This window comes from Aliiroseovarius sp. Z3, assembly GCF_029105185.1.
In the GTDB taxonomy this organism is placed as follows: Bacteria; Pseudomonadota; Alphaproteobacteria; order Rhodobacterales; family Rhodobacteraceae; genus Aliiroseovarius.
Map to the genome: position 1 here is coordinate 127,367 of NZ_JAFMZK010000008.1, position 12,982 is coordinate 140,348.

10 protein-coding genes are annotated in these 12,982 nt (G+C 58.5%); 1 reads left to right on the forward strand and 9 read right to left on the reverse strand.

Going from position 1 to position 12,982, the window contains the following annotated elements:
* Positions 1-31: 31 nt before the first annotated feature.
* From J3R80_RS14290 to J3R80_RS14310, 5 genes are all read right to left on the reverse strand, one after another.
* A complete protein-coding gene (locus J3R80_RS14290; protein ID WP_275394466.1) occupies positions 32-4,474 on the reverse strand; it encodes a MupA/Atu3671 family FMN-dependent luciferase-like monooxygenase in 4,443 nt (1,480 codons plus the stop codon).
* 143 nt (positions 4,475-4,617) lie between these two features.
* Entirely contained in the window at positions 4,618-5,433 is an 816-nt protein-coding gene (locus tag J3R80_RS14295) for a CPBP family glutamic-type intramembrane protease (RefSeq protein ID WP_275394467.1), read from the reverse strand.
* Entirely contained in the window at positions 5,430-6,263 is an 834-nt protein-coding gene (locus tag J3R80_RS14300; RefSeq protein WP_275394468.1) for a class I SAM-dependent methyltransferase, read from the reverse strand. The genes J3R80_RS14295 and J3R80_RS14300 overlap by 4 nt, the downstream gene beginning before the upstream one ends.
* 181 nt (positions 6,264-6,444) lie before the next feature.
* On the reverse strand, positions 6,445-6,915 hold the full coding sequence (locus J3R80_RS14305; protein WP_275394469.1) for a glycosyltransferase: 471 nt from the start codon (positions 6,913-6,915) through the stop codon (positions 6,445-6,447).
* Positions 6,912-7,310 (reverse strand): UDP-N-acetylglucosamine--LPS N-acetylglucosamine transferase, encoded by a 399-nt coding sequence (locus tag J3R80_RS14310; RefSeq protein WP_275394470.1) that lies wholly within the window; start codon positions 7,308-7,310, stop codon positions 6,912-6,914. Before J3R80_RS14310 ends, J3R80_RS14305 begins: the two co-directional genes overlap by 4 nt.
* Before the next feature lie 214 nt (positions 7,311-7,524).
* On the opposite strand from J3R80_RS14310, the gene J3R80_RS14315 reads away from it, so the two are divergent.
* On the forward strand, positions 7,525-8,190 hold the full coding sequence (locus tag J3R80_RS14315; RefSeq protein ID WP_275394471.1) for a rhomboid family intramembrane serine protease: 666 nt from the start codon (positions 7,525-7,527) through the stop codon (positions 8,188-8,190).
* On the opposite strand, the gene J3R80_RS14320 is transcribed toward J3R80_RS14315, so the two are convergent.
* The 4 genes from J3R80_RS14320 to J3R80_RS14335 all read right to left on the reverse strand — a co-directional run bounded on the left by J3R80_RS14320 (position 8,187) and on the right by J3R80_RS14335 (position 12,475).
* Positions 8,187-9,053 carry a glycosyltransferase gene (locus J3R80_RS14320; protein WP_275394472.1) on the reverse strand — a complete coding sequence of 289 codons (867 nt, stop codon included), beginning with the start codon at positions 9,051-9,053 and terminating at the stop codon, positions 8,187-8,189. The two genes, J3R80_RS14315 and J3R80_RS14320, sit on opposite strands and share 4 nt — an antisense overlap.
* Positions 9,040-9,858 carry a CpsD/CapB family tyrosine-protein kinase gene (locus J3R80_RS14325; protein WP_275394473.1) on the reverse strand — a complete coding sequence of 273 codons (819 nt, stop codon included), beginning with the start codon at positions 9,856-9,858 and terminating at the stop codon, positions 9,040-9,042. Before J3R80_RS14325 ends, J3R80_RS14320 begins: the two co-directional genes overlap by 14 nt.
* A gap of 40 nt (positions 9,859-9,898) precedes the next feature.
* Positions 9,899-11,377 carry a lipopolysaccharide biosynthesis gene (locus J3R80_RS14330; protein WP_275394474.1) on the reverse strand — a complete coding sequence of 493 codons (1,479 nt, stop codon included), beginning with the start codon at positions 11,375-11,377 and terminating at the stop codon, positions 9,899-9,901.
* 159 nt (positions 11,378-11,536) lie between these two features.
* Positions 11,537-12,475, reverse strand: coding sequence for an AAA family ATPase (locus J3R80_RS14335; protein ID WP_275394475.1), 939 nt, complete (start codon positions 12,473-12,475; stop codon positions 11,537-11,539).
* Positions 12,476-12,982 lie beyond the last annotated feature (507 nt).

Consider the following 12,982-nt stretch of genomic DNA (forward strand, 5'->3'; position numbering starts at 1 on the left):
CCCCCCGATCGCGCCTCTACTTAAAAGCGTATCAGCGCCGGCCCATCCGCGCCAGTCGCGCGGCGGCACGGGCTGCCCCCCGGCTGGCCGCCGTTTCTTTCTGCTCGCCTCCGTCAGACAGATGTGCGGCCAATCCCCGAATGGTCGGGAACCGGAATAAGTCAGTGATCGCCACATCCCTGTGCAGCCTGTCTTTCAACAACCGCTGCACCTGCACGACCAAAAGCGAATGCCCGCCCAAATCGAAGAAGTTTTCCGTCACGGACACTTCGGACAGATCAAGGGCTGTCTTCCAGATGTCCGCCACGGTTTCTTCGACCTCGGTTCCGGCCTTTTCGATCCGGCCCGAGACATTGCCGACCGATGGAACAGGCAGGGCCTTGCGGTCAATCTTGCCATTCGGCGTCAACGGCATCCTGTCCATTGCCACGATGATCGAGGGCACCATGAATTCGGGCAGATCATCGGCCAACGCAGCGCGCAAATCGTCCGGTTGTTGCGCAACCCCGTCGGCGGTTACATAGCCCACAAGCCGCTGATCCGAGGGGCCGAAGCTGATCGCCTTGACCACCGCATCTTGCACACCGGGCTGGGCGGCCAGCGTCGCTTCGATCTCGCCCAATTCGATCCGATAGCCGCGCACCTTAACCTGAGTGTCCATGCGGCCCAGGAATTCCAACGTTCCGTCCAGACGGCGGCGCACCAGATCGCCGGTGCGATAGAACCGCCCGTCGGGTGTTTCCACGAACCGCTCTTCGGTCAGATCGGGGCGTTTCCAGTAACCGACCGCCAACCCTTCGCCACCAATCCAAAGCTCGCCTTCGACAAGGTCCGGCAGCTCGCGCCCCTCGGGCGACCGAATGCTGAGCACCGTGTTGGTTACCGGGTCGCCCAACGGAATGCGTTCGTCCACACGATCCAACTTGGCCACCGATGACCAGATTGTCGCCTCGGTCGGGCCATACATGTTCAGAAGCGTGCCCGACATGGCATCGCGAATGGTGCGGGCAAGGTCGGGTGGAAACGCCTCGCCGCCCACCATCATCACGTCAAGATGTCCAAGCGCCATCTTCCCGGCGTCATCAGCCGCCAGCAATGTCGCCATCGGGGGCGTGCATTGCAAATGCGTGATATCGCGCTCCATGATCTCTTCCGCGACGGTCGCCTTGCGATCTACCCCGCCTTCGTTCTCGAGCGTGTTCATCAACGCCTTAATGTTCGGCAGATTTTCCAGAACCACATCCGTGTCGATACCGAAATCGATCAGGCAGGCGATCTCGTCCACGCCCATTTCGGCAACCCGGCGCACGATCTCACCCGCGCTGTCGGGCGTGCCGAACAGGCCCGATGTGCGATAGTAGCGGTCAAACGCATGATCCAGCAGCACGTCGAGGTCTTCCGGCGACAGCTCTTCCTTCTCGAACATCTCCTGCGGGGTCAGGCCCTTGCCTTCGGCCCGCTCGGCAATCAGGGGTGAAGTCCAGGAGGCCTTCTTCAGCAAATCGACCGAGCTGCGCAGATAGGATTTCATCGGTTCACGCGCCAGTTCGCGCACCGTATCTTCATCGTCCCCGACAAAACTGTGCAACATCAGAACGACATGACCTTGTCCATTATGCCCCGCATCACGCCACGCGACGCGATAGGCGCGAATTTTCTCGGCGACCTCTTCAAAGCTCTGCCCCAGAAGATGCGTCAGCACACCACAGCCCAGCTTGGCAGCCGCCGCGAATGTTTCGGGGTTGCCAGCGGCGGTCAGCCACAGGGGAATGTCCTTTTGCACCGGACGCGGGTGGATTTCCAACGCGACCGGCTTGCCGTCATGGCCATCGAAGCTGAGTGTTTCGCCCTGCCACAGCTTGCGCAATGTCGCGACGCTGTCCAGCATCGACTCTTTCCGGTCAGCGAAGTTGGTCGGGTTCAGGATAAAATCGTTGGGCTGCCAGCCCGATGCCAGCGCCACCCCTGCCCGCCCGTTGGACAGGTTGTCGACCAGCGCCCAATCTTCGGCGATCTGGACCGGATGGTGCAGCGGCACAACGCAAGACCCGGCGCGCAGTTGGACGTTTTTGGTGATCCCCGCAACCGCGGCGGCGGCAACGGCAGGGTTGGGATAAAGCCCGCCGAAGGCATGGAAATGGCGTTCGGGCGTCCAGATCGCGTGAAACCCGTTTTCATCGGCAAACCGTGCGCCTTCCAGCAGCAGGCGATAGGCGTGATGGCCCGACCCCGATGCCTCGGACGCGAAATAGAACAGCGAAAAATCGGGCAGCCGTGTTTCGCTGGCCCCGTCGCTTTGCAAGACCAGCGTGGCCCCGCGTGAAAGGATCCAGAATATCTCTAGCACCGAGATGTCGAACGACACCGACGTGACGCCCAGAATGCGGGCTTTTTCGGTCAGGGGGACTGCCTCGTCCATTGCGGTAAAGAAGTTCATCACCGTCTTGTGCGGGATCATCACGCCTTTGGGCTTGCCAGTCGAACCTGAAGTATAGATCAGGTTGAACAGGTCTTCCGACGTACCCGCCATGTCAAACGGACGGTCACTGGTGGCCTGCGGGAAGATCGTCTTGTCCGGGTCCAGCGCCAGCCGCGCCGCCGCCGAGGCGCTGGCGACGATCAAATGCGCCTCGCTATCCTCGACCATATAGGTGATGCGGTCCGCCGGGTATGACGGGTCCAGCGGCAGATAGGCGGCGCCGGTTTTCAGGATCGCCAGCATCGCAATGACCAGATCGGCAGAGCGTTCCAGACACAGCCCGATAATCTTGCCCCGCGCTGCCCCGCGTTCGGCAAGGGCAGCGGCAAGCGCGTCTGCGGCCTGATCCAGCTCGCGATAGGTGAATTGCGCCTCACCTACCTCAAGTGCAGGGGCATCGGGGGTTGCGACCACCTGCGCGGCGAAGGCTTCATGCACACGGTTGGTATGGTCGAATGCCTCGCCCAACCGGGCGGCGGGCGTGGGTGCCCCCAACGGAAGGGCTGCCAGTTTCGCATCGGGTGACGCCTGAAACGCATTCAGAAAGACCGCGAAATCCTTGGCGATTGCGGTCGCCACGTCCGCGTCAAACAGACCATCGCGCACATGCAGCGCCATCGGGGCGGTGGTCAGCGCAATCGCCGTGCCAACCGGGATCGCACCTGTGTCACACCCGACCACCGACAATGCCTGCGCAATATTCTCACGCTTGTCAGCATCCCCCAATCGCGCAGGAAGATCGGCAGCCATCGGGACGGCAGATCTAAGCCGCTTTCGTGCCGCCTGCACCTGCCCCACAAGGTCCGCGCCGCGCGTGCTTTCAGAAACGGAAAGGGTGATCGGCAAGGTCTGCGCAAGCGCGGGATGAGGCGCGGCGGTCGGCAATGCCAGCGACACCGCCGTCTGTCCCGTCAGCCCGACAACCCAGCCCCCCCATGCGGCGACCAAGGTATCGGCATCCACGGGTGTGCCCTCAAGCGGCACAATCTGCATACCCTGCCCCGCACCATGCGCGCGCGGATAGGGCGGGATCGCGGCAGGCACACCGGATTGCAGCGTGGCCAGCCAGTCGTCCTCGCCCGTTGCGACGGCGGCCAGAAGGTCATCAGGCACATTTTCAACCGCTGGCAAAAGCGCGCCCTTCAATGGGGCAAGATCTACCGGCCCGCCCGCCAGATCGGTCAGTCCGGTCAGCGTCACATTGTGATCCGCGGCGGCGATCGTCAGATGATCGGCAGCGACGTCAATGACCGTTCCAGCGGGTGCCGTTGTTTCAACGCCAACCTCAACCCCCGCGACCATCACCACCTGCTGGCCGGTCCATAGTTTGGCCCGCCCAATCGGGTTGGTCATCGTGCCGAAATCCATCGCCCGCACATATCGACCAAGCGCCTCGGCCGTCGTGGTCAGATTCAACAAACCCAGCGCGGCGGGTCGATCTGTGCGGGTATAGACGCGATGGGCCACACCCAGCGGCTCTGGCTGTGTGGACCCGGTTTCAAGCATGGTCAGCAGATCGACAAAGGACGCCTGTGCCGCCTCATAACACCTGGTGTTCAGGCTGAACGTGGTCTCGCCCTCGGCAATCTCGAAACTTGCGCTCAGCAGGGCAGCTTCGGCGATCATACCCGCGCCCAGCCTGTACCACGTCACCGCATGGGTTTTCTGCCCCTCCCAAACCGACCAGAAAGGCACATTGGCCCCGGCACGCTGCGGCAAGGGACCGTCATGCAGGTTGATGGCAAAACGGCTTGCGACATTGATCACGTCGTCTGGAAGGGCGCGGGTGTTTGCGATGCTGAACAGATAGTCGCACGTCACGCCCGACATCTGCGGATCGTCCAGCGTCCCAATCCAGCGATGCCCGTTTCCGTCCGCCCAATGTCGCAAGCCCGGATCATCGGTCATAATGCCCGCGATCTGATGCCCTTTTTCTGCAAACACGTCCGCGCATTGCGCCAGAAGCGTCCCGTCCCCACAGAATACAGCCTTCACGATCGAACTCCTACAACAGGTCTTACCACCGGCCCTAATATGGCCGGTTCATCGCGCGCGGTCTGGATGATCTAGTCAACGACATTGTTGCCCGTAAGACAACCGGTACGCCTGCAAAAGTTCACCCACGCCGAAGCGTCGGGTTAATCTTTTGCAAACAATGGCTTGGTCCCATACCGCGCAAAAAACACGGCGCTGAGAGTGAAATAGAACATGGCGAACCCCCAATAGGTCGCAACCCCGCCCGTCGTCGGAGCGATGGGGAACACCAGAATCGAGCTGTTAAAGAAGATCTGCATGGTCAGCACCACCAGCCCGCTGCCGGTGCGCGCATAGAAATACGCGCACATGATCGCGATACCGGTCTGGTTCAGCAAAAGCCCCCCCAAGGGCAGTTCGGGCACAATGCCGATCTGCAAAAACACCATCGGGGTCCACCATGCCGTCCAAAACAGCCCGACAATCAGGGCCGACACGAAGGGGGTGAACCGCACCGACAGTTTCTGAACCGCGTAACCGATCCAGACGATCTCACCGATGAAAGAACTGATGACGATCACCATCAGCAACCGTGGGCGCGAGATGACCTCGAAACTGGCGTGGACTTCGGACAATCCGGTGCCAAGGATCAGGCCTTTCAGGACCAGCACAATTATGGCGTTCATCGCCCCCCAAATGGCCGCCAGAAGGAACCATTTCGGGGCCACGCGCCATACGCCCATAGGTTTGATCAACGACCAGACACCACCCATCTGGCGCGCCAGATACACAACAAATACGAGATACGAGGCCAGAAGGATAAACCGGCCCCAATTGTACAGGCTGCGCGGCAAAATCCCGTTTGCGATCGCTGTGATGAAACAGGCGTTCAGGATGACGATCCCGAACAGGAACACCCAGACTTCGTGGCGGCGCAAAGTGCCAAGCAGACCTGACCCGGACGCTGTATCGGCGGTCATGTATTTCGCGGCTTGGAGTTGGTTGCCATCATCATGATCCATCGGATTGGACCCATCTGGTGTTCTTCTTCAAATCGAACATGATAATCAAATTTTTCCAATATACGTTTGTAGTTATGCGAGAACGAATTCTCTTGCCCAAAAATATGGCTGTCGGGATCATTTTGCAAATCGTGCTCAGGGTCAAGGGGTTCGACAAGTGCGATCACACTACCATGCTGCTGTGTATGACGCTGAAACAGCCGGTTTAACCCGCGTTGCGAGAAATATTCCAACACGCCGCCATAGGTAAACAATAACGTCCCCGGCCCGGTGTTTTCCGGCACCCAGTCCTGTGCATTCTCGGATACGAAATTCAGCGCGTGATTGTCGGCATAACGCGTCTTGTTGGCGTCGATGATCATCGGGTTGATGTCCAGCCCGGTGAACCGCTTGATACCGGTCAGCCGCTTCGCGCAATATTCCAGCACCCGCCCATCGCCGCAACCGACCTCGATCATCTGGTCGATGCTGTTGTCCTGCATGTAATCTTCGATCTGATCGACCAGCTTTAGATGCGGCCCAAGGAACCAATCCTGAAACCGATGTCCATAGAGCATATAGAAATCGTTGCCAGTATCGGTCTTCCAGAACTGGTGCAGCGTGTTCTGACTGGTTTGGTCATCGCCCTGTTTCTTTGCCCGCTGGCTGCGGGCATAAAGGATGGCACGTTTCAAACGCAGATCGCGCCCGCTGTGTTGTCCGGTCTCAATTTCCTCGACGACGCGGGGAAACAGCGTTTCCCCTAAACGCCCGGCCAGCAGCTTGGCTTGCTTCTTGAGGAGGCTCATGGCGATCCTCTCCTTTATGTCGAAATAAAATGCTCTTCAAAACTTCACGCGGACCTGACGGGCCAATCGAAATTCTTGACCAAAAGCCTGACGCGCAAGGCGCAGCATAGCACTATTTCAACAAAAAAACGAGCGTTTAACCTGTTCACAAGTTTGACAACCTGCCAACCGGCTGCCCGGTTCAGCCATAGACGAAGTTGCGCAAGTAACTCTGCAGTCGTGTCTTTTCCGGCGTGTCGCGGAAGCTGGCGGGCGACAGGTCTTGTGTCTGCAACAAGGTGGCAAGCTGGGCCTTGTCATGGGCGACATAGACGCCTTCGTGCCCATCCAGATGACGCGCGGTGGCCAGTTGGTGTTCGTTGCGATGTTCGCCCAATGATGCCTTTCGCGGCATCACGATCACCGGCTTTTCCACGCGCTTCGCGGTCAGAATGGTTCCGATCCCGGCGTGACCAACCAACACGGTCGTGCGCGAGATGATATCATCATACTCATCCGGCGTCAGAAACGGCGCGTGCTTGATATGAGTGTAAGTCGCGGTCGGGTCCGCGGTCTGGGCAAAGACGTCAAGCGACAGCTCTGCCGCCAAATCGTCAATCATTGATACCATGCGGTCAAACGGCAACTGCGTGCCAACAGTCACGAAGATCATAGCAACGACCCCTCGTACCGGCCGCCCTCGGCTTGCGCGACGCTTTCCCATTGCGACAGCCACAGGGTGGCAAAGCGTTTTGCCAGTTTGCCTGACGATGACGCCTCTTCCGCGTTGGCGATGCTGTCCACCCAGATGGTACGGCGGCGGATCATCCAGCCCAGCACCAGGGCGATCACACCGGGCAAAGCACCCGTTGTGATGATGACATCCGGGCGCGTGCGTATCAGCACGCCGGCCATCTGCAGGGTGCAGATCAATGCCTTGAACGGGGCATTCTTGTTGCAGTCCTGCACAAGCGCATACCGCGCAAATCCTGACTTCTGCGGCAATCCATCCAGCGTGGTCACATAGGTGACATCCGCAGGATCAAATGCCGCGCAAACCTGTCCCAACTGGTGCCAATGGCCCCCAGCCGACGCGACTGCAAGGATACGAGGCGCAGGCCCGGAAGAAATTGATGTTGTCATATAAACAGAACCCGGACCAAGCAGCTTTGAAATAACAGAGTAAACTATGCCCTGCTTATAACAAGTTTCGACGGGCACCACCAGCCGCCAGACGTATTTGAGCCTTGAGTCTCGCCGGACAAGAAGGCAATTCTGCACCATGTTTGCCCGCCCGCATCTTAACCCGCTTGCCAAGACGCTGCTGCTTGGCCTGATCGCGCTGAACGTGACGATCGAGGCGGTGCTGTTCGCCGCCGATCTGGGCCTTGTGGGCACCAGGCAATGGCGTCCGCTAATCTATCAAAACGCCGCGTTCTGGGCGGGCCTTCTGCACAATTGGCGGCCGAACTATACCGCGCAGCCTTGGACCATGTTCATCACCTATGCCTTCCTGCACGGTGGCATCATGCATCTGCTGGGCAACATGCTGACGCTCTGGCTGATCGGACGTATGGCGATCGTGCGCGCAGGGCCGAAGGGGTTCGTGCTGATTTACGTGCTGTCTGCGATTGGCGGCGCGCTGATGTTCGGGGCGCTGACGCTGTCAGCGCGGCCCATGGTCGGGGCGTCCGGGGCGCTGTTTGGGCTGGTTGGCGCAATCCTGTACTGGCGCTGGAGCGACCGGAGGCGGCTGGGGCTGGATCAGTGGCCGGTTCTGAAAACCGCTTTGATCCTTGGCGTCCTGAACCTGCTGCTTTGGCTTTTGATGGGCGGACTTTTGGCGTGGGAGACGCATCTGGGCGGCTTTATCGCCGGTTGGCTAGGGGCAGCAGCCCTTGCGTTTTTCAGAAAAAGGCGCCGCGCCCGACGCAGATCGGCGCGCTAGATATCCTGCCCCATTGCTTGTCGCAGCATCCAGACCATCCGCTGAAACCGCAAGCGGAACAAGGTGCCCACCGCGCGCAATCGCTCGACCCACCCATCCAGCTTGTCGCTGCTCAGAACCTTCGGGGTGTGCACGATGGCGCTGATTGGCATGGCCAGCGCCCGCACCGCCCATTTCATCCGATCGCGCGGCGTGTTTCCGTTCACACCGTACAGCTCTTGCGTCAATCGCCGCCACTTGTGCCGCAGCGCCGCCCAATCAGATCGTGACGGATGGCTAACCACCAGATCTTCGCGATAGATCAGCTTGTGCCCGTTGGACACGGCACGGGTGCTCCAATCCAGATCTTCCGAGACGCCACCGCGAAACCCGCCAACATCTTCAAAGACCTCGCGGGTGGTGACAAGATTGCCCGACCCGGTGAACCCCTGAACCTCGATATAGTTCTGGAAGTTGAAGGCAAACACCGCCTCGAACGCCTCGGCCCCGCTGCGCGGCGGCGGGGTTTCGTCGAACACATCGACCCGCCCCCCGATCAGATCAGCAGTTGGCGCAACCTCGTGCGCCTTGGCAACCCAATCGTCGGCGGCAACGCAATCCGCATCAATGAAGAACAGAAGCGGGGCGTCGGTTTCCGCCACACCACGGTTGCGGGCGGCGGCGGCGCCTTTCTCTCTCTCGACCACGAACCGAACATCGGGAAACCGGGTCTGAACCTCGGTCGGCGGCGTGGGCGAGTTGTTGTCGACGACCAAAACCTCGACCCGGGACAGATCATTTCGCGTCAACGCCGTCAGGCATCGCGCCAACCGTTCCGGGTCATTGTAATGGGGAATGATGATCGCGGCGTCAGGCGGTGCCATATCCGTATCCATATGCGCTGTCGCCGAAACGGCTTTTGTTCAGCACGACACCCATGACGGTGGTCAGCTCGGACAACTGCCGCTCAGCGACATCAACCTGCTCTATCGTCGAGCGTTCGGCCTCGGCCAACAGAATGGCGCAATCGACGTTTTGCAGGAACCCGAAGTTGTCATCCGCTCCGATCAGAGGCGGCATGTCCAGAAGCATAACGTCCGGCTCGTAATCGTCCTGAAGCTCGTCCAACACGGCCTTGGTCTGGCTGCTTTGCAGGATTTCCGAGGCATTCACGACCTCGCCACTGTTCAATCCGACGGCGACGTTGTCACCAAACCGGCGGCCGTGATCAGCGAAGCTTTTCTTGCCCTGCAGCACGTCCCCCATATTGCCATCACATTGCAGACCAAGCACTTTGGCCAAGCCCTGCCGACGCAAGTCCAGATCCAGAACCATCGTCCGCAAATCCGATTGCCGACCAAAGCTGAAGATCAGATTGGCCGCGGTGGTGGTTTTGCCACAGGCACTGTGTGGCGACACCAGCGCGATACGTTTCCAGCCATTGTTGATGGCTTGTTGCAAAATCCGCGTGCGCAACATGTCGAACGGACCGGCGCTGGACCCGCCGTTCAGCGACACCAGACGGTTCTTCTGGGCAAGCGATGACGACAGCTCAAAAGGTTTCAACTCGGCCCAGGCTTCGGACATTGAAGCGGGCGGTTTGGCTGGTCTTTCCTGAGACCGGCGCACCGGGGATTTCCCGTCGCGTTGTCTGCGTGCCTTTTCGATGGCGGCCTGAAGCTTTTCCATTGCGATCAGATCCTCTCTGAACTGTTCTGTTTCCGCGCCATCACCAGCGCACGCCAAGTTTGTCCATGATCCGGTCAGCCAGAAGATCAAGCGGCTGATAGAACGTGTGCACGGCGTATACGGCGACGGGAATGCCAATCAAAATGATGATCAAACCTAGAATGCGCAACGTGCGCCGGTGCGAGTTTTCACCATCGACGGTGATGTAAGGGATCGTGGCCAGCGGCGCGATGCCCAACTTAGACACCAAATCTTCAGGTCGGCGAATCGACTTGTTCAAAATCTCTAACAGCACGACCAGACCAAGCCCTGCCAAAATGCCGAACACGCTGCCCCCGCCGGCGATAAGCGCGCGGTTGGGCTTGTCAGGCTGACTTGGAACGGCAGGCGGTTCGATCACCGAAATCCGTTGCCCACGCGACATCACTTCGATCCGTTCGCCGGTGCTGGCACGCGACAACCGATCGACAGCCGTGTTGTATTGCAGCTGAAGGTTTTCGTAGTCCAACTGCAGCTCATCCAGCCGGATGGCGTTGGTGGGCGTCTGTTCGATGGACTCTGTCAGTCGCGCCAACTGTTTGCGCGCGCTGTCCTTTTGTTCATCCAGAACCTTCTGCCGGGCCGAGATTTCAGCCAACTGTACATCCAGAAGCGAATTGCCGGTCACTTCCTGACCTTCGTCTTCTGTCGGGGTCGTTCTGACCTGGTCTTCCAGAACCGTGATCCGCGCCTGAAGCATCTTCACCCGCGGGTTGTCGGCGGAATAGACCGCAAGCGCGTTGTTCAGCTCTGACCGCAGCTCTTCCAATTGTTTTTGCTCGGGCGTCAGGGCCGGGCCACGCAACCCGCCGACCTGTCCGGTTGTTTCGAAGATTCGCACCAGCCTCCGACGCTGCTCTTGCAGGCTGACGGTTTCCCGCTCCAACTGCGCCAGACGCTCTTGCATCAGGGATTGCTGGCTCAACCGATAATCAAGGCTTTCCGGCAGGGCCGAGACATTCTCGGTCTTGAAGGCCAGAATACGCGCGCTGCGCTCGGCCAGTTCCTGGTTCAAGCGCGACACTTCCTGTTCAAAGAATTCCAGCGTCTGCGTGGCGCGTCCGGTGCGCGACTGCACGTCCTCTTTCTGGATCAGGGTCAGGTATTCGTTCAGTACACTGGCCGCCTTCTGACCGGTCGGCGCCTCGAAATTAATCGTCATCAACGCCGCCTGATCCAGCCCGCCCGAGCTGCGGATCGAGGTGCGTGACCGCATTGCCTGTGCAATTCGGTCTGGCGTCATTTCATCCTGACCTTCCAACACCTGAAACTTGTTTGCGATCTCAAGCAGATTGGCGCGCGTCATCAGCTTTTGCTCGACCACCTGCAACTGTTCCTGCGCAGGCGTCCGCGCGGTCGAGGCCGCCAGCTCGTCCGGGATCTGTGGCGATTCCACAATCAGCGTCATCCGCGACACATAGGACGGCGGCAAGGACATCCCGATGATGATCGAGGCCGCCGAGATAACTGTGGCAACCACCAGAAAATATGGAAGTCGCCGTATGAAAATTGATCGGTAATATCGTAAGTTTGTTGAAGCCATTGACTCTTTAATCCTTACCCCATGACCCGCCGGTCCGCGAAATTCGTATCAGCAATTTGGTCGGGGGTCGAAACATGCTGTTAATTTCTGTTGAAGCTATCCGGTTTTCTTCTTGGGAATGTCAACCCGCCGCCCCTCGCGCAAGAACAAAGGTTTGGATACATCGTCCTCTGGCGCGTCATCCACAGCGTCGTTGTCGTCGGATAGGTTGCTGGCAAAAAACACTCCGTCCTCCAGGACGTTGCGCACGGCCTTCACCGAAACCCGCTTGCTGCTGCCGCTCCAGGCGTAGAGCAAGGACAGCTCACACAGTTGGTTGACCAGTCGCGGAATGCCGTTCGTGGCTCTGAAGATCTCGGCAGATGCCAGAGGTGTGATTTCGCTGCCGGTTCCACCGGCCACCTTCAGACGGTGCTTGATATAGGCGCGTACGGTGGTTTCATCCATGCCGTCCAAATGGAAGCTGGCGGCCACCCGTTGCGCCAATTGGCGCATACCGGGGCTGAGCACGATGTCTTTCAGTTCGGGCTGACCGACAAGGATCAGCTGGATCAACTCGTCCTTGTTGGCGTTGATGTTGGTCAGCATCCGCATCTCTTCCAGCCCTTCGCTGGACAGGTTCTGCGCCTCGTCAATGATCAGGACAACCCGGCGCCCTTCGGCATATTCGCTGACGATGCTTTCCTGAAACCGCTGAAACAGCGTGACATAGCTTTCCGTCGGTTCAAACGGGATCGACAGCGCGTTCATCACCCATTGCAGCAATTCGCCACGGTCGCCCTGCACGTTGGACAGCAACCCGACACGCACGCTGTCGTCCATCTGGCTCAGCAGTTTCTGCACCAAAGTCGTCTTTCCAGACCCAATCTCGCCGGTGATCAACGTGATCGGGGCACGCGACAAAACACCAAACTCCAATACAGCATAGGCGCGCTTGTGCTGTTTGGACCAAAACAGGAAGCTCGGGTCCGGCACCAGAGTAAAGGGCCGTTCGGTCAATCCGAAATGCCCAGTGTAGAGTTCGTTGGAATTCATATTCCTATCAGACTTTCCGGTTTAATACCTTAACAGCTAACGCGAGGTTGTGGCCAAATAATGTCAAAACCCACCAACTTCTTGCATATAACGGCCTACACAAAAAATTTGAACCTGTTTGTCCAATTGAAAATCAGGACGAAATCCAGTCCCACATGACCAAAGAGAATCAATCGCAGCTTAGATTCGGTTTTTCCCGCGACGGGTCGAAACCAAAAATCAATAAAAATGGAACTGCGTCCTTCATTGTAGACCTATCCAAAACAATAAAATATCAAAATGAGCCAATAGAATGCTTGTAAAATTATAAGTTTCCAAATACTTAATGCAGCATTCTGCGAGGTGGGCGGAATTGTGCTACAAATTGGGCAATAATGTGTTAAAGTACCTGTGGGGTTAAGGAGAGCCGGAAGTATTTTGACTTTTCGGTTGGTTCGCAAGCTGCTGTGCCTGCAAGACATAGAGATTATTTCGTCTCAAGGGTTTCCCGTGTCAGGCCGCTGCTAT

What these genes read in the sequence shown, in the direction of transcription:
- J3R80_RS14325 (WP_275394473.1), bottom strand. Translation starts at nt 9,858, where the DNA reads ATGGAAAAGCTTCAGGCCGCCATCGAAAAGGCACGCAGACAACGCGAC.
- J3R80_RS14335 (WP_275394475.1), bottom strand. Translation starts at nt 12,475, where the DNA reads ATGAATTCCAACGAACTCTACACTGGGCATTTCGGATTGACCGAACGG.
- J3R80_RS14295 (WP_275394467.1), bottom strand. Translation starts at nt 5,433, where the DNA reads ATGACCGCCGATACAGCGTCCGGGTCAGGTCTGCTTGGCACTTTGCGC.
- J3R80_RS14305 (WP_275394469.1), bottom strand. Translation starts at nt 6,915, where the DNA reads ATGATCTTCGTGACTGTTGGCACGCAGTTGCCGTTTGACCGCATGGTA.
- J3R80_RS14300 (WP_275394468.1), bottom strand. Translation starts at nt 6,263, where the DNA reads ATGAGCCTCCTCAAGAAGCAAGCCAAGCTGCTGGCCGGGCGTTTAGGG.
- J3R80_RS14320 (WP_275394472.1), bottom strand. Translation starts at nt 9,053, where the DNA reads ATGGCACCGCCTGACGCCGCGATCATCATTCCCCATTACAATGACCCG.
- J3R80_RS14315 (WP_275394471.1), top strand. Translation starts at nt 7,525, where the DNA reads ATGTTTGCCCGCCCGCATCTTAACCCGCTTGCCAAGACGCTGCTGCTT.